This is a genomic window from Gracilibacillus thailandensis, from assembly GCF_010994055.1.
Classification (GTDB): domain Bacteria; phylum Bacillota; class Bacilli; order Bacillales; family Amphibacillaceae; genus Gracilibacillus; species Gracilibacillus lacisalsi.
Map to the genome: position 1 here is coordinate 89,126 of NZ_WJID01000010.1, position 16,810 is coordinate 105,935.

Sequence of the window (16,810 nt, forward strand, 5' to 3'; positions counted from 1 at the left end):
ATTGAAATCTTATAAACGAGTATTTTTAATTGTATTAGATTCGGTTGGTATTGGAGAAGCCCCAGATGCAGCACAGTTCAATGACAAAGGTGCGGATACATTAGGCCACATTGCTGAACATATGAACGGCTTACATATGCCTCATATTGGCAGATTAGGTTTAAGTAATATTCGTGAAATTAAAGGCATCGAAAAAGCAGAGCAGCCGAAAGCACACTACACAAAAATGCAAGAGGCTTCAAATGGGAAAGATACAATGACAGGACATTGGGAAATCATGGGCTTGCATATTGACCAGCCATTTCAAACATTTCCAGATGGATTTCCAGATGACCTAGTACAACAATTAGAAGAGAAAACAGGACGAAAAGTTATAGGTAATAAACCAGCTTCTGGTACGGCCATTATCGAAGAGTTAGGTGAAGAACATATGAAATCAGGTGATCTGATTGTGTATACATCAGCTGATTCTGTCTTACAAATTGCAGCACATGAAGATATTATTCCGATTGAGGAACAATATCGAATTTGTGAGATCGCACGTGATTTAACGAAAAATGAAACATATATGGTTGGGCGTGTTATTGCTCGTCCTTTTGTCGGTGAACCAGGCGCTTTTGAGCGTACCTCTAATCGTCATGATTATGCATTGAAGCCTTTTGGTAGAACGGTAATGAATGAATTAGCAGATGCTGACTATGATGTGATTGCATTAGGGAAAATATCTGATATTTACGATGGTGAAGGGGTAACAGAAGCCATTCGTACAAAGGACAATGCTGATGGTATGGAGAAGTTCATCCAGTCAATGGATAAAGACTTTCATGGATTGAATTTCCTCAATCTTGTTGATTTTGATGCGAAATACGGCCACCGTCGTGATCCCCAAGGTTATGGAGAAGCATTGGAAGCATTTGACCAGCGTTTACCAGAGATGCTTGAAAAATTGCAAGATGATGATCTTTTCATTATTACAGCGGATCATGGTAACGATCCTATCCATCACGGAACAGATCATACGAGAGAGTATGTCCCGCTATTAATTCGTCATAATCAAATTACAAACGGTAAACAATTAGAAATAAGAGAAACATTTGCTGATATTGGTGCTACCATTGCAGACAATTTTGGTGTAACATTACCAGTAAACGGGAAAAGTTTTCTGAAAGAAATTGAGTAATAGGAGGCTGTTTGAAGTGAACCAGTTAGCTGAAGCAACTGCATATCTACAAGACAAAATAAAACCACAACCTAAAATTGGTTTAATTCTGGGATCGGGTTTAGGTATGCTAGCAGATGAAATAGAAAGCCCAACTAAAATCAAATATGAAGAAATTCCAGGATTTCCAGTATCAACTGTTGAAGGACATGCAGGACAGTTAGTAATTGGAAACTTGCAAGGTGTCGATGTTATCGCCATGCAGGGGCGGTTTCATTACTATGAAGGTTACGGACTAGATGCCGTAACATTCCCTGTCCGTGTTATGAAAGAATTGGGTGTTGAAAAGTTATTAGTAACAAATGCTGCAGGTGGTGTGAACCGATCTTTAGAACCAGGAGATCTCATGTTGATTACGGATCATATCAACAACACTGGACAAAATCCATTAATCGGAGAAAACGTTCATGAGCATGGAGTTCGATTCCCTGATATGTCAACTGCATATGATCGTGACTTACAAGTAGTAGCAAAACAAGCGGCTGAACAACTAGACATTACCTTAAAAGAAGGTATCTATGTTTGGAATACTGGACCAAGTTATGAGACTCCGGCAGAAATCCGTATGTTAGATACTATTGGAGGAGATGCTGTTGGGATGTCGACTGTACCTGAAGTTACTGTTGCTCGTCATGCGGGCATCAAATGTGTCGGTATTTCTTGTATCTCCAATATGGCGGCAGGAATTTTAAATCAACCATTAACACACGATGAAGTTATTGAAACGACAGAAAAAGTTCGGGAATCCTTTTTACAATTTGTAAAACAGTTAATACAAGATATTGGCTAAAATAAAAGGGGGAGAACGAGATGGAAAAACAATTAATAGAAGAAGCTAAAAAGGCACGTGAAAAAGCGTATGTACCGTATTCCAAGTTTAAAGTAGGCGCAGCGTTATTGGATGACAAAGGAAACATTTTCCACGGTTGTAATATCGAAAATGCTGCTTACTCGATGACTAATTGTGGTGAAAGAACTGCTTTATTTCATGCCTATGCATCAGGTTCTAAGAAATTTGAAATGATAGCTGTCGTGGCAGATACAGATCGCCCTGTATCACCGTGTGGAGCATGTCGTCAAGTCTTGGCAGAGCTTTGTGAACCTGATATGAAAGTGCTATTAACGAATCTTCAAGGAGATGTACAAGAAACGACGGTTAGGGAGTTACTTCCAGGTGCGTTTATTGCTGATGATATGTCCAATGTAAAATAATGAAGGAGGATGAATATGACTTTAGCAAACAAAATTGATCATACTGCATTAAAACCAGATACAACAAATGAACAAATTGAGACGTTATGTAATGAAGCGAAAGAATATGGTTTTTACTCTGTTTGTGTTAATCCGACATGGGTTAGCTATGCAAAAGAATTATTAACCGGTTCGAATGTAGCAGTTTGTACGGTGATTGGTTTCCCATTAGGTGCGACGTCTTCGGCAGTTAAAGCTTTTGAAACGAAATATACTATCGAAAAAGGTGCGACAGAAGTTGACATGGTAATAAATATTGCAGCCTTAAAAGATGGAAAACATGAGCTAGTTCAACAAGATATCGAAGCAGTAGTACAGGCTGCATCTGGAAAAGCATTAGTAAAAGTAATTATTGAAACATGCTTATTAACGGATGAAGAAAAAGAAACAGCCTGCCGATTAGCGGTTGCAGCAGGAGCTGATTATGTTAAGACATCTACAGGTTTCTCAACTGGAGGGGCTACAACAGAAGATATCGCCTTAATGCGTAAAACAGTCGGACCAGATATTGGGGTAAAAGCTTCTGGTGGCGTACGTGATTTACAAACAGCACAAGCAATGGTCGATGCAGGCGCTTCCCGAATTGGAGCAAGTGCCAGTGTAGCGATTGTAAATGGTGAAGAAAGTAATAGTGATTATTAAGATTAGTGGATACAGCAGTGCTGTATCCTTTTTCGTTGTAATATAGAGGGAGTATATAATTCGCGGTATCAACGCATTTGTAAGCAGAGTAGCCATTGTGAAATAGCTTGTACAGGAAACCATCGCTGCGGCTGTCCACTTCCCTTTCCACGGGATTTTCGCCTAAGCTAACTTTGGTAAGCAAAGAGCGCTTACCAAAGTGGATCTCAGTCGATTAGCTCCAGAGCCGCTACGTATCTAAGCGGGCGCTCTGCGCTTTTCTTAAAAGGTAAGAAAGTATATAATCAGCGCAATGACCGTGTTTAACGAAGTAGTTATTTTGACATATTTTAAGTGTATTTGCCAACGCTCCGACTAATTACTTCGCTTTCCACGGGCACCTCAACTAACTTTGCAAAGAAAAACACTTTGCAAAGTGGATTTTCGGCTCGCGCTGTTCCCGCAGGAGTCTCCGTAATTAGTCTCCGCTATGAGAAGGTGCAACAATTCTTGTCAGAAGTAATAGGTTGCCTTTTATACAATGGATAAGAGCGAGAATCGCTATCCATAAGTATAAAAGCAGCTATGTTACTTCATGCTAGAATTGTAGAACAGACCTTAGCGAAGGCCGTTCACTTCCACTCCTGTGGGAATTGTTTGACCTGAAGATCCACTTTTTCGAGCGGTTTTGGCTCGAAAAAGTTAGCTGAAGGACAAACCCCACGGAAAGGGAAGTGGGCAGCCGGAGCGGTGGTCAAGCTGTTCAAATATTTCATCATTACTACTAAAGTAATAAAGGACCGGCGGGGTTTGCCGGTTTTTCTTAATTGGATAACTATAGTCAAGCAATTAAAGTACTAAAAAATGAAACATTATAAGGATTGAACTCGTAAATGAACTATCGATTTATTAAAGGGGAGTTAACATGGAAGAACTTACTTTTAACAAAGAAAATGAGGGGAAAGATCTGAAAGACAATGTAGGATTAGGCTGGGGTGGCGTGATTGGCTTTTTCTTATCATACCTTGGATTTGTACTAGTGTTAGGCTTTATCTTAGGAATCTTTGCGTTGATATTAGATGGAGGAACGGAAGGAAACTATACGAGTTTATTGATGCAAAGTCATTACACGTTAATCATAGATGCCCTAGGTATTGTGATCGCACTATTAATATTTAAAAAGGTGCGGCATTTTCTGAAGATGTCCTTTTCATGGAAACCACTAAAAAAAGTGAAAACATATTTATATCTTTTTATAGCATTTGTTTTTACTTACATCAGTCAATTTCTTATTCTCCATGTGTTCAAGTGGGAAGAGGGAGGAAGTCAAATTGATACGTTTGGTTTAGAAGGGATGTCAGATCATTGGTTTAACATTCTCTTATTTTACCTTGCATTTACTTTGCTAACGCCAATTAAAGAAGAAATTATGTTCAGAGGCTTAGTACATAAATTTTTAAAAGAAAAATATTCCTTTTGGATAGGACTAATAGTATCTGCTGTGATTTTTGGAGCATTACATCCGGGACATTTTATATCCGCAACCATAATGGGGATGATTTTCGTTGTGTTATATCGTTTGACTAAGTCATTAGTAGTTCCGATTATGCTTCATATTCTTTGGAACATATACGCAGTTACTGGAATGTTAGCGTTGTTAGATATTATTTAAGGAAGAATTAAATACATAATCCATCATTGACATGCTCATCCTAGAAGTAGAACAGTACGGAATTTTCAACCTAAAAATTTTCAACTGTGAAAGGGTGTTGCCTTGTGCAATGGGATTGGATTTGGAAAGCTGTTTTAATTATTATAATAGGAACGTTTCTTCTTCGGATAGCTGGCAGGAAGTCAATATCTCAAATGACATTAGCACAAACTGTTCTGATGATTGCGATAGGGTCACTGCTCATTCAGCCTGTAGCAGGTGAAAATATCTGGGTTACATTCGGCATAAGTGCAATTTTGATTATTACATTAATTGTGATGGAATATGTACAAATAAAATCGGATAAGGCTGAAGCTTTAATCACAGGTAAATCCAATGTATTAATTGAAAATGGCCAACTTATTGAAGAAAATTTAAGGAAATATCGTATATCAGTAGATTTATTAGAGATGTTGTTACGGCAACAAAATGTTCAAAAACTCAGCGATGTAGAATCGGCAACATTGGAACCGAATGGACAATTAGGATACATGTTAAAGCCTGAAGCTCAACCAATGACTAAAGGTGATTTACAACAGCTAGTTAACCAATTACAACAATTGCAACTAAGCATTAACACCCTACAAAATAATACAAATCCTAAGGATAATATATTTCAGGAGGTAGCGGATAAGCAACACCAAACACCACCTCCTAAACATTTAGAGTAAATTATGTAGGACCAATCTGTGGTGGTCCTACATAATGTTTTTTAAAGCTCTATAGGAATTTTTACATTATTGATCATATAAAATCGACTTGATATCATTCTCATCTAAATAATCTTCATATTTTTCATGTGCGTCATTGACACCAATATATTTTCCATCCATTCCAGCTAATAGAAATCCTTCGAGTTCCTCTACGCTTCCGACCTGTTCTTCTGAATGATAATACATATCATCATAATCTTTTTCAGTATCATAAAAGTCTGAAGGGCCATCAGAGGAGCCGTACATTTCTACACTTTGCCATGCGTCTTCACCATCAAACATCGTATGATCATCACCTTCTAATTCCTGTTCATCGATATTGGAGTGGAGAATATCTTCTTCGATCGGTCTTTGCTTTTTGACATCATGTTCTGCATGCTTTATACATCGAGTAGTAGTAGGCATTGCCATCATACGTTCTGCAGGTATATCACTGTGGCAGATCTCACATTTTCCATACGTTCCATTGTCAATAGCTTGTAATGCTTGTTTGATATCAGCTAGCTCTTTTTCCTCGTGTTCGTTAAGTGCAATGTCTTTTTCTCGTTCAAATAGCTCTGAACCTGTATCAGCTGGATGGTTATCATAATTGGATAATTCTGAAACGGATTCTTTATTAATGGCTTGTTCTAATCCGAAATGATCTTTGAGATGCTCTTTCATTTCTTTTTTTCGTGTTAATAATTCCTGTTTACATTGTTGTATTTCAGTGGGATGTAGCAAATATTACACCTCCTTATATCTGTTAGTATGTCCGAATCTTCATATCCCACTAAAGATGATTTTGGAAAATGAAATGGATAAAGGAAATAGGAGAGGAGAGGATATATTATAGAAGGGTATTTAAAAAAGCTGACCTCCTTATCTTAAGGAAATCAGCTTTTAGATTAACCTTTTGCTTCTTCAAATTGAGATATCTTATCTTCATGGGTTAAAGTAACAGCAATTTCATCCCAACCATTTAGAAGCATTTCTCGCTTATAGTCGTCTAAATCAAAAGACGCTTCAAAACCTTGAGTGTCATAGACTTTTTTTGCTTCAAGGTCTACAGTTAAGTGATATTGATTAGCTTCCGCATTGTTAATTAAGGTCTGTACTTCATCTTCTGTTAATTTAACAGGTAAAATACCATTTTTTGTACAGTTGTTATAAAAAATATCAGCATAGCTTGGAGCTATGATTACTCTAAAGCCATAATCTTGCAATGCCCATGGAGCATGTTCACGGGAGGATCCGCAGCCGAAGTTTTCTCCTGCTACTAAGATAGATGTTCCTTGATATTTTGGCTGATTTAAAGAGAAATCGTTACGCAATTCACCCTTTGAGTCAAAGCGCCAGTTATAGAAAACAAATTGACCAAATCCTTGACGTGAAATACGCTTGAGAAATTGTTTAGGAATGATTTGATCAGTATCAACATTCGCGCGATTCAAAGGGTATACTAGCCCTTCGTGTTTACGAATTGGTTCCATTTTGGTAGCCTCCTTTAACATTTAGCTTGGTGTTGGAATGGATAAATGACGAACATCAACAAAGTGTCCTTTGATTGCAGCTGCTGCAGCCATTTCCGGACTTACTAAGTGTGTACGAGCACCAGTACCTTGACGACCTTCAAAATTACGATTAGAAGTAGAAGCGCAACGTTCGCCCTCCGGAACAACGTCATCGTTCATGGCAAGACACATACTGCAACCAGCATCACGCCATTCAAAACCAGCATCTTTAAAGATGACATCGATACCTTCTTTTTCGGCTTGAGCTTTGACACTATGAGACCCAGGTACAACAATGGCACGAACATTAGGATTGACTTTATGTCCCTTGACTATTTCAGATGCTCTCTTTAAGTCTGCAAGTCGAGAGTTAGTACAAGATCCGATAAATACGTGTTCAATTTCAACAGAAGAGATTGGTTCGCCACCTTCAAGGCCCATGTACTCTAAAGCACGCGTTATTTCTTCACGTTCATTCTCATGATTTGCATCATCAACAGTTGGAACGTTTGCGCTCACGGGAATACACATACCAGGGTTTGTTCCCCATGTAACCTGTGGTTCAATTTCGTCCGCATCAATTTCGACTTGCTCATCATAAATGGCACCTTCATCTGTTGCTAATGCTTTCCATTCTTCAGCAAGCTGCTCGAATTCTTGACCATCTGGAACATGGCGTTTTCCGCGTAAAAATTCAACAGTAGTGTCATCCGGGCTGATCAAACCTGCACGAGCACCAGCTTCAATCGACATGTTACAGACTGTCATACGACCTTCCATAGACAGATCTCGAATTGCTTCTCCGGTATATTCGATAACATATCCAGTACCAAATTTAACACCAAATTTACCGATAATTGCTAAAATTAAGTCTTTTGCTGTTACACCTGTACCTAATTTACCATTGACTTTTACATTTAATGTTTTTGGTTTTTGTTGCCAGATGGTTTGGGTAGCTAATACGTGTTCCACTTCACTGGTACCAATACCAAAGGCTAATGCACCGAATGCTCCGTGAGTAGAAGTGTGGCTGTCACCACAAACAATTGTTTTACCAGGTTGTGTCAATCCTAATTCTGGCCCGATTACATGTACGATACCTTGATCTGGATGATGGATATCTGCTAAAGGTACACCAAACTCTTCACAGTTTGCTTTTAATGTCTCCATTTGTGTTTTGGATACTTCATCTTTGATAACATTACGGTGGATCGTTGGTACGTTATGATCCATGGTTGCAAAGGTGCGATCAGGTCTGCGTACTTTTCGGTTGTTGATTCTAAGCCCTTCAAACGCTTGAGGGGAAGTAACCTCATGGACTAAGTGTAAGTCAATATATAAAAGATCAGGTTTCCCTTCTTCATGATGAACGATATGTTTTTCCCAAATCTTTTCAATAATAGTCTTTGGTTTTCGCATCTGTTTCACTCCTTACGTAATAGTTTTTATCAACATAAAGTTGCTTTGTTCAGCACTATAGTAGTTGTTCACTTAGAAAAAGATCGGCGTTTATCTATGTGGAATAGGTACGCCGAAGTTTCCGTCTTCTTATTGGATTGCGTCAACGATTAACTGTGTCATTTCGGTTGTGTTGACTAGCTTTCCATTATTGTCATTTTTCAAATCTGCGGTGTGATAGTTTTGATTTAATACTTTTTCTACTGCATCTTCAATTGCTTGTGCTTCTTCATTCATATCAAATGAGTAGCGAAGCATCATGGCAGCGGAAAGGATCATCGCAATTGGATTGGCAATACCTTTACCAGCAATATCAGGTGCAGATCCATGCGCAGGTTCATATAAGCCAACACCGTCTTCAGCTAAGCTAGCAGAAGGGAGCATCCCAAGTGATCCAGTTAGAACAGAAGCTTCATCACTTAAAATATCACCAAACATGTTCTCTGTAACTATCACATCAAACTGTGTCGGATTCGTGATCAGTTTCATTGCCGCAGCGTCGACTAATACGTGATCAACGGTGACATTTGGATATTCTGCCTTTTTTTCCTCGACAATTTCTCTCCATAGTTTACTAGATTCTAACACATTTGCTTTATCAACAGAGGTTAGGTGGTTATTGCGTAACTCTGCACTTTGAAAAGCTTTGTCGATAATACGTTCCATCTCTTTTCGTGTATATGCTAATGTGTCAACAACAGCATTCCCATCATCAAGACGTTCACTTGGTCTTCCGAAATATAACCCGCCAGTTAGTTCACGAACAATTAATAAGTCACTGCCTTGTATGATTTCTTCTTTTAGTGGAGATGCATGTAAAAGATTTTTGAAGCCTTTAACAGGGCGCAGGTTCGCATATAAATCAAGTGCTTTACGGATACCTAGCAAACCACGTTCGGGTCTTAAATCTGAAGGGTTATTATCCCACTTTGGACCACCTACTGCACCTAATAAAACAGCATCAGCACTTTTGCAAGCTTCTACCGTTTCGTCAGGTAGGGGAGTGGCGTGATTATCAATGGCAATACCACCGATGTCGTATGAAGAAAATTCAAAAACTTTATGATATTTTTGGCTAATTGCTTCTAGGACTTCTTTGGCAGCATAGATAACTTCTGCTCCAATTCCATCACCCGGAAGCAGGACGATTTTTTTGCTCAATTCATTGACCTCCTACATAACGACTTAGATTGCTTTTTTTTGGTAAATAGCTCGGTTTACACCGTTTAGATATGCTTGCACAGCAGCTTCTAACACATCTTGTGCGGAACCACGTCCACTTACAGTCTTTCCATCAACAGTTAAGCTGACATGTACTTCTGCGAGTGCATCGCGACCTTGACCAATTGAATTTAGTTGAAAATCAGTAAGGTGTGTTTCTTCTGTAATTATTTGATCTAATGTGTTATATAGTGCTTCCACACTACCTGAGCCTGTGCTCGTATCTTCTACTTGCTCATTATCAGGAGTAGTAAGTGATACTGTCGCACTTGGTTGATCATTCGAACCATATTGAACTTGGAAATTTTGCAGTTGATAACGTTTCACATTCGAGGTATCTGTTTGTATGTCAGTAAGGATTGCAAACAAATCATCGTCTGTGACTTCTTTTTTACGGTCAGTTAATAATTTAAACGCCTTAAATGCTTCTTTTATTTTGTCTTCTGGAAGTTCGTAACCAAGCTGCTTAATTTTATCTGTAAATGCATGACGACCTGAGTGCTTACCTAATACAAGGTTATTAGAATGAACACCGACTAATTCTGGGGTAATAATTTCATACGTTTGCGCATTTTTTAATACACCATCTTGGTGAATGCCAGATTCATGTGCAAAAGCATTTCGGCCAACAACCGCTTTGTTTCCAGGTACCGTCATACCAGTGAATTTACTCACCATATCACTAGTACGTTTAATTTCATTTAAAACTAAATTAGTATAATAAGGATAATAATCATTGCGAATTTTTAACGCTACAGCAAACTCTTCCAATGATGCGTTTCCTGCACGTTCACCGATACCGTTAATTGTACCTTCGACTTGAGTAGCACCATTTTCTACTGCGGCAATAGAGTTAGCCAAAGCCATCCCTAGGTCATCATGGCAATGACAAGAAAGGTCAACTTTATCAATATTTGGTACATTTTCTTTAATATACTTAAACATGGCACCATATTCACGTGGCATAGTATAACCAACTGTATCAGGTAAGTTAATCACGGTAGCACCAGCATCGATGACCTTTTCAATAATCTTTGCAAGGAAATCTAAGTCAGTACGTGATGCATCTTCTGCAGACCATTCAACATGATCAAAAAATTGTTTACCGTATTTGACCATTTCGACGGCTGTTTCAATCACTTCTTCTGGAGTTTTCTTTAATTTATATTCCATATGAATAGGGGAGGTGGCAATAAAAACGTGAAGTCTAGGATGAGTCGCATTTTGTAAAGCATCGCGACAAGCATCAATATCGGATTTAACGGCACGAGCTAAACCAGTTACAGATACATTCTTCACCGTTTCAGCAATTTTTTTTACAGCTTCAAAATCGCCTTTGGAGGAAGCAGGGAACCCTGCTTCCATAACATCTACCCCAAAGCGTTCTAATTGTTTAGCAAGCTCTAATTTTTCTAGTTGATTGAGATTGACACCAGGTGATTGTTCACCATCACGAAGTGTCGTATCAAAAATCTTAATTTGAGTCATTAGAGACCACTTCCTTTTTATTAATTGCCTTTTGTTTAACAAATGGCATTAATTCACGCAGTTCTCTACCTACCTTCTCAATTTGATGTTCGCTTTCTGCTTTCTTAATAGCAGCATAACGAGGACGGTTAGCTTGATTTTCAAGAATCCAACCTTGAGCGAATTTACCTGTTTGGATGTCAGATAATACTTCTTTCATACGTGCCTTTGTATCTTCATCAACAATACGTGGACCTGACATGAAGTCACCCCATTCAGCAGTGTCAGAAATAGAGTGGCGCATGTTCTCTAATCCACCTTCATATAGTAGATCTACAATTAGTTTTAATTCATGTAGACATTCAAAATAAGCAACTTCTGGTTGATACCCAGCTTCTACAAGCGTTTCGAAACCAGCTTTTACAAGAGCAGAAGTACCACCGCAAAGTACAGCTTGCTCACCAAATAAATCTGTTTCCGTTTCTTCTTGGAAACTTGTTTCAAGAATACCAGCACGGCCTGCTCCGATTCCCTTTGCATAAGCTAGAGCCACATCTGTTGCTTGACCTGTTGCATCTTGGAAAATACCATAAAGTGCAGGTACACCAGCACCTTCTTCATATGTTCTACGTACTAAGTGACCAGGCCCTTTCGGAGCTACAAGAAATACATCTACATCTGCTGGAGGTACGATTTGATTAAAGTGAATATTAAATCCATGCGCAAATACTAGGGCATTTCCAGCTTCTAAGTTTGGTTCAATTGCCTCTTTATAAATGGATGGCTGATATTCGTCAGGAAGTAAGATCATAATAACATCTGCTTCTTTAGATGCATCTGCTACAGATTTTACATCCACACCATCTTCTACCGCTTTATCCCAAGAACGACCTTTACGAAGACCAACCACTACATCAAAACCACTTTCTTTCAAGTTCAATGCATGTGCATGGCCTTGAGAACCATAACCGATAATGGCGATCTTCTTAGATTGTAATACCTCTTCATTAATATTGTTGTTATAAAGTACTTTAGTCATAATAAACTACATCCTCTCCATTAATTTTATTTTATTTATAATAATGTGATTATTATTATTAACCTAATAGTGATTGAAAACTGCCATCTGTATTGGGCTGTTGTCCACGAACAAAAGCAGTTAAGCCTGTGCGTGCTAATTCTTTAATGCCATATGGTCGTAGCAGTTCAATTAATGCTTCTACTTTATCTGGCTTACCAGTAACTTGGATGGATAAGCTATCTTTACTTACATCAATAATCGAAGCCCTGAATGGTTCAATAATACCTTGAACCTCTGCACGTAATTGGCTGTTGCTGACAATTTTTATCAATGCAAGCTCACGTGCAACAATAGCTTTATCTGTTATATCCGAAACTTTGATAACATCTATTTGCTTGTTAAGCTGTTTCGTTACTTGTTCTAATTTTTGTGAATCTTCAACCTCAACAACGAAAGTCATTTTACTCATACCTTCTGTTTCAGTTCTGCCAACAGAGATACTTTCGATGTTAAATTGACGTCGTTGTAAGAGACTTGTTATGCGGTTTAATACACCACTGCGATTTCTCACCGTTGCAGTTATAATTCGTTTCATGGTTTCACCCCAATCATTTCATTTAGTCCTGTACCAGGTGCTATCATTGGGAATACATTTTCCTGCTGCAAGACGCGAGCATCTACTACTACTGGACCCTCATAATCGAAAATCTCAGGCAATGCTTGAATAAACTCATCTTGAGTTGTTACTTGTAATCCTTTAACATTGTAGGATTCTGCCAACTTAACGAAATCAGGTTGAATGCTAAAAATGGATTGTGAATAACGCTCGGAATAGAATTTTTCCTGCCATTGTCTAACCATTCCTAATGCTTGATTATTTACAATAATTACTTTGACTGGCAAGCCTTTTTCTTGCAGTATCGATAATTCCTGAAGCGTCATTTGGAAACCACCGTCACCAACAATAGCTACAACGGTCTCATCAGGCTTAGCAAGCTGTGCACCAATTGCTGCTGGAAAGCCAAAACCCATTGTTCCTAAGCCACCAGATGATACCCATTTGTCTGGTTTGGTGAAGGTGTAATATTGTGCTGCCCACATTTGATGTTGCCCGACATCAGTTGTCACAATGGCATTTCCTTTGGTTGCCTCGTGGACTTTCTTAATAACCCATTGTCCGATCATCTCCTGATCAGGGTTATTGAACCATAGTGGATAGCTTTCTTTGTTTTCGTGAATGCGCACAAGCCATTCATCATGCTCAGGATGTTGGATATCATGTGACAAAAGTTTCTCTACTGCTGCCTTGGCATCTCCAACAATCGGTATATCTGTAGCAACGTTTTTACCAATTTCTGCTGGATCAATATCAATGTGAGCTACTATTGCGTTCGGAGCAAAGGATGTTAATTTACCGGTTAAACGGTCGTCAAACCTTGCTCCAATATTGATTAATAAGTCACATTCATACAAAGCGGTATTAGAAGCGTATGTCCCGTGCATACCTGCCATTCCCATAAATAATGGATGGTCACCAGGGAATGCTCCTAAACCTAAAAGAGTAGAGGCGACAGGTAAAGAATATTTTTCAGCAAGCTCTTGGACTTCCTCAGAAGCTTTTGCAAATAAGATACCTGCACCTGTTAGTAAGACTGGTTTTTTTGCCTTACCAATCGCTTCAGCAAGTTTTTTCGTTTGTAATGGGTTCGGTTTGGTTGTTGGTTGATATCCTGGTAGATCCAATTCCACATTTGGTTTGAATTCTGCTTCAATCACCTCACCAGATATATCTTTCGGCATATCAATTAATACTGGTCCAGGACGTCCTGTTGTTGCAATATGAAACGCCTCTTTGACGATGCGGGGTAAATCTTTAACATCGCGAACTTGATAGTTATGCTTTGTAATTGGTGTAGTCACACCCATTACATCTACTTCTTGAAATGCGTCCGTTCCAATTACTCCTTGGGCAACTTGACCCGTAATGATGATCATCGGCAACGAATCAATCATTGCGTCAGCAATACCAGTTACTAAGTTAGTTGCACCAGGACCTGAAGTGGCCACGACAACACCAGGTTTTCCGGAAACTCTTGCATAACCTTCTGCTGCATGTATGGAACCTTGTTCATGTCGAGCTAGGATTTGATCGAAAGCATCCTGAGCTTTATAAAGAGCATCGAAAATAGGCAAAGCTGCTCCGCCTGGGTAACCGAATAATGTATCGACACCTTCGTTAATTAACGATTCGACAAGTAAATCAGCGCCTGTTTTGGGTTCATTATAGTCTGTAGCTGATTGTACTTGCTTTTGTGTTCTTTCCATTATAATCCCTCCTAAATGTTAGAATCTGAAAAATTAAATATAATATAATCATTTCATTTTCATTATATATAGAAAAAAGGCCATTTCTAACTTGTTCTTGCTACCGAAATAGCAAATAACAAGGGAGAAAAGGCCTTTCTTTTCACGGTACCACCCTGATTCGCAATATTCTTACAAATATTGCCTTATGAAGCTACATTTTTAACTAGCTTCATTTTGATAACAGGTGTATGAACACCTGGCTATGCTTACTAGGAAAGTCTGTTCAACATAGCACTCTGGGATGAGTATTCGGAAAAGGGTGTATTACCGAGCTTCCACCATCCTCGGCTCTCTTTCAATACATGATCCTAATCCTTTGTTCCCGTCAACGCTTTATATATATATTCTATAATTTATACTATACGATTGATTCTATCCTGTCTACAGATATTTTTTAAAAAATGTTTAATTTTCTGAAATATCTGATTGACGACAATAATACAACCAAAAAGTCGTTTGGTCAACCGTTTTTTAATAATTTTCTGACATTTCTTTCGGGGTGCAATATTCGTAAGCGATTACATTATTGCTGTTATCTAGTTTTAATCTGACAATCTTTTTTTTACATTTTACATGCTGCTAATTAGTTATATATAATAGAATGGTTAGAATGGAGAGATGATCATGTCGCAATTGTGTATTATCCCTTGTGGGAAAAAGAAAATATGGGATAAAACCCCTGATATAGGTCCAACTCAAGCAAAATATGCGTACATAGGTGTATTGCATCGTTTATGCCGTCAATATGCTGAATTGTATTTCGAAAATTGGGTTATTATATCTGGAAAACACGGTTTGTTATTACCAGATGATACGGTACCGAGTAACTATGATGTCACATTTCGCCCTAATGATCCAGATGTAATATCGGTTAATCTATTACGAAATCAATTAAAGGAAAAGGGGCTTGATGTATTTCACGATATTGTTGTGTTGACAGGAAAAAAATATCAACCAATTATTAATCAAACATTTCAGCAAGCAGATAGTATTCAATACCCTTTGTTAGGAACAAAAGGCATTGGCCAGATGCAAGGATTATTAAAGAATAGCATTGAGAATAACCAAGCTCTACATACTATAAGAGAGGAGTCTTAATATGAAAGCATATGTTGTCCAAAACGGAACATATCAATTAGTAAATATGCCTGAGCTAGAGCCGAAAGCGGGGCAAGTTTTAGTACGTTTAAAATCAGCAGGGTTAAATCATAGGGATTTGAAAATAAAAGATCGTGTTGGTAATAAACCAGAACCTTATATTCTAGGATCTGATGGAGCTGGTGTGATTGAAAAAGCTGGTGAGGGATCTTCTCGGTTTAAAATGGGGGAGGAAGTAATTATTAATCCAGGCTTAAACTGGTATAATAATTCAGAGGCACCACCGAAAGATTTTGAAATCGTGGGAGTACCATATAATGGTACATTCGCTGAAAAAATTCTTATTGAAGAAGACTTTGTTGAAAGAGTACCAACTCATTTAAATTGGGAAGAAGCAGGAACTTTTGCCTTATCTGCCCTTACTGGTTATCGTGCATTATTTACACAAGGACAAATAAAAGAAGGGGAAACATTATTTATTCCTGGAGTAGGAGGAGGAGTAACATCCTTTATCATCCAGATGGCTAAAGCAGCAGGAGCAAGAGTGATAACTTCTTCGAGAGATTATGATAAATTAAAGCAAGCAGAGCAACTAGGCTTTGATCGTGGAATCTTAACTGATGAAGATTGGAAAACTGTCTTAGCTGATGAACAGATTGATATCGTGATTGAAAGTATAGGAGGTGCTACGTTTAACAAGTCTTTAGAAGTACTGAAAAAAGGTGGCAGAATAGTTACTTTTGGTTCATCTACTAACGATGAGATTACATTTAATTTGCGTTCGTTTTTCTATGGACAATACAAACTAATTGGATCGACAATGGGGAGTAGGGAAGAGTTACGCGAGTTGATTGATTTCATCGAAAAACATCATATAAAACCGCTACTTGATAAAGGTTATCCACTGGCTGATATAGATAAAGCCTTTACTCATCTAGAGTCACAAAAGCAGCTAGGCAAAATATATATTTATATGTAAAAAGCTAAACAGCGTATGCTGCGAGGTACAAATGATTCTGGGCTGAGCGTACGGACATTTGTTCCAAGGAAAGAAAGTATATAATCCGCGGTATCAACGCATTTGTATGCAGAGGAGCCATTTTGAAATAGCATGTACAGGAAACCATCGCTGCGGCTGCCCGCTTCCCTTTCCGTGGGGTTTTACCTTCA

General features: G+C 38.4%; 16 protein-coding genes. 8 read left to right on the top strand and 8 right to left on the bottom strand.

The features are described 5' to 3' along the window. The first annotated feature begins 1 nt into the window (after position 1). The 6 genes from deoB to GH715_RS04725 all read left to right on the top strand — a co-directional run bounded on the left by deoB (position 2) and on the right by GH715_RS04725 (position 5,473). Entirely contained in the window at positions 2-1,180 is a 1,179-nt protein-coding gene (gene deoB / locus GH715_RS04700) for a phosphopentomutase (protein WP_153834405.1), read from the top strand. 16 nt (positions 1,181-1,196) lie between these two features. Next, the gene (locus GH715_RS04705; protein ID WP_163578454.1) at positions 1,197-2,009 is read left to right on the top strand and encodes a purine-nucleoside phosphorylase; all 813 of its coding nucleotides are present in this window, start codon (positions 1,197-1,199) and stop codon (positions 2,007-2,009) included. Positions 2,010-2,029: 20 nt separating this feature from the next. Continuing rightward, on the top strand, positions 2,030-2,431 hold the full coding sequence (locus GH715_RS04710) for a cytidine deaminase (RefSeq protein ID WP_153834404.1): 402 nt from the start codon (positions 2,030-2,032) through the stop codon (positions 2,429-2,431). A 9-nt stretch (positions 2,432-2,440) separates the two neighbouring features. Next, positions 2,441-3,112: a deoxyribose-phosphate aldolase gene (deoC, locus tag GH715_RS04715; RefSeq protein WP_153834403.1), complete on the top strand. Its 672-nt coding sequence runs from the start codon at positions 2,441-2,443 to the stop codon at positions 3,110-3,112. Positions 3,113-4,016: 904 nt separating this feature from the next. Then, positions 4,017-4,763, top strand: coding sequence for a CPBP family intramembrane glutamic endopeptidase (locus tag GH715_RS04720; protein WP_153834402.1), 747 nt, complete (start codon positions 4,017-4,019; stop codon positions 4,761-4,763). A 104-nt stretch (positions 4,764-4,867) separates the two neighbouring features. Beyond that, entirely contained in the window at positions 4,868-5,473 is a 606-nt protein-coding gene (locus GH715_RS04725; protein ID WP_018932856.1) for a DUF421 domain-containing protein, read from the top strand. A gap of 66 nt (positions 5,474-5,539) precedes the next feature. Here the strand turns inward: GH715_RS04725 and GH715_RS04730 are convergent, their stop codons facing one another. The 8 genes from GH715_RS04730 to ilvB form a co-directional block, all read right to left on the bottom strand. After that, positions 5,540-6,238 (bottom strand): TraR/DksA C4-type zinc finger protein, encoded by a 699-nt coding sequence (locus GH715_RS04730; RefSeq protein WP_153834401.1) that lies wholly within the window; start codon positions 6,236-6,238, stop codon positions 5,540-5,542. A gap of 164 nt (positions 6,239-6,402) precedes the next feature. Beyond that, on the bottom strand, positions 6,403-6,987 hold the full coding sequence (gene leuD, locus GH715_RS04735; RefSeq protein WP_153834400.1) for a 3-isopropylmalate dehydratase small subunit: 585 nt from the start codon (positions 6,985-6,987) through the stop codon (positions 6,403-6,405). A gap of 21 nt (positions 6,988-7,008) precedes the next feature. Beyond that, positions 7,009-8,427, bottom strand: coding sequence for a 3-isopropylmalate dehydratase large subunit (gene leuC, locus GH715_RS04740; protein ID WP_153834399.1), 1,419 nt, complete (start codon positions 8,425-8,427; stop codon positions 7,009-7,011). 129 nt (positions 8,428-8,556) lie between these two features. Next, a complete protein-coding gene (gene leuB, locus GH715_RS04745; protein ID WP_153834398.1) occupies positions 8,557-9,627 on the bottom strand; it encodes a 3-isopropylmalate dehydrogenase in 1,071 nt (356 codons plus the stop codon). Between the two features lie 24 nt (positions 9,628-9,651). Further along, a complete protein-coding gene (locus GH715_RS04750; RefSeq protein ID WP_018932851.1) occupies positions 9,652-11,175 on the bottom strand; it encodes a 2-isopropylmalate synthase in 1,524 nt (507 codons plus the stop codon). Then, positions 11,162-12,193 carry a ketol-acid reductoisomerase gene (gene ilvC, locus GH715_RS04755; protein ID WP_018932850.1) on the bottom strand — a complete coding sequence of 344 codons (1,032 nt, stop codon included), beginning with the start codon at positions 12,191-12,193 and terminating at the stop codon, positions 11,162-11,164. Before ilvC ends, GH715_RS04750 begins: the two co-directional genes overlap by 14 nt. Before the next feature lie 58 nt (positions 12,194-12,251). Then, entirely contained in the window at positions 12,252-12,770 is a 519-nt protein-coding gene (ilvN, locus tag GH715_RS04760; protein WP_153834397.1) for an acetolactate synthase small subunit, read from the bottom strand. Further along, entirely contained in the window at positions 12,767-14,500 is a 1,734-nt protein-coding gene (ilvB, locus tag GH715_RS04765; protein ID WP_153834396.1) for a biosynthetic-type acetolactate synthase large subunit, read from the bottom strand. Before ilvB ends, ilvN begins: the two co-directional genes overlap by 4 nt. A 666-nt stretch (positions 14,501-15,166) precedes the next feature. Between ilvB and GH715_RS04770 the strand changes: the two genes are divergently transcribed. Both GH715_RS04770 and GH715_RS04775 read left to right on the top strand, forming a co-directional pair. Beyond that, complete coding sequence (locus GH715_RS04770) at positions 15,167-15,640, top strand: DUF6884 domain-containing protein (protein ID WP_153834395.1); 474 nt, start codon at positions 15,167-15,169, stop codon at positions 15,638-15,640. Position 15,641: 1 nt separating this feature from the next. After that, complete coding sequence (locus GH715_RS04775; RefSeq protein ID WP_153834394.1) at positions 15,642-16,619, top strand: zinc-binding dehydrogenase; 978 nt, start codon at positions 15,642-15,644, stop codon at positions 16,617-16,619. The last annotated feature ends 191 nt before the right edge of the window (positions 16,620-16,810 follow it).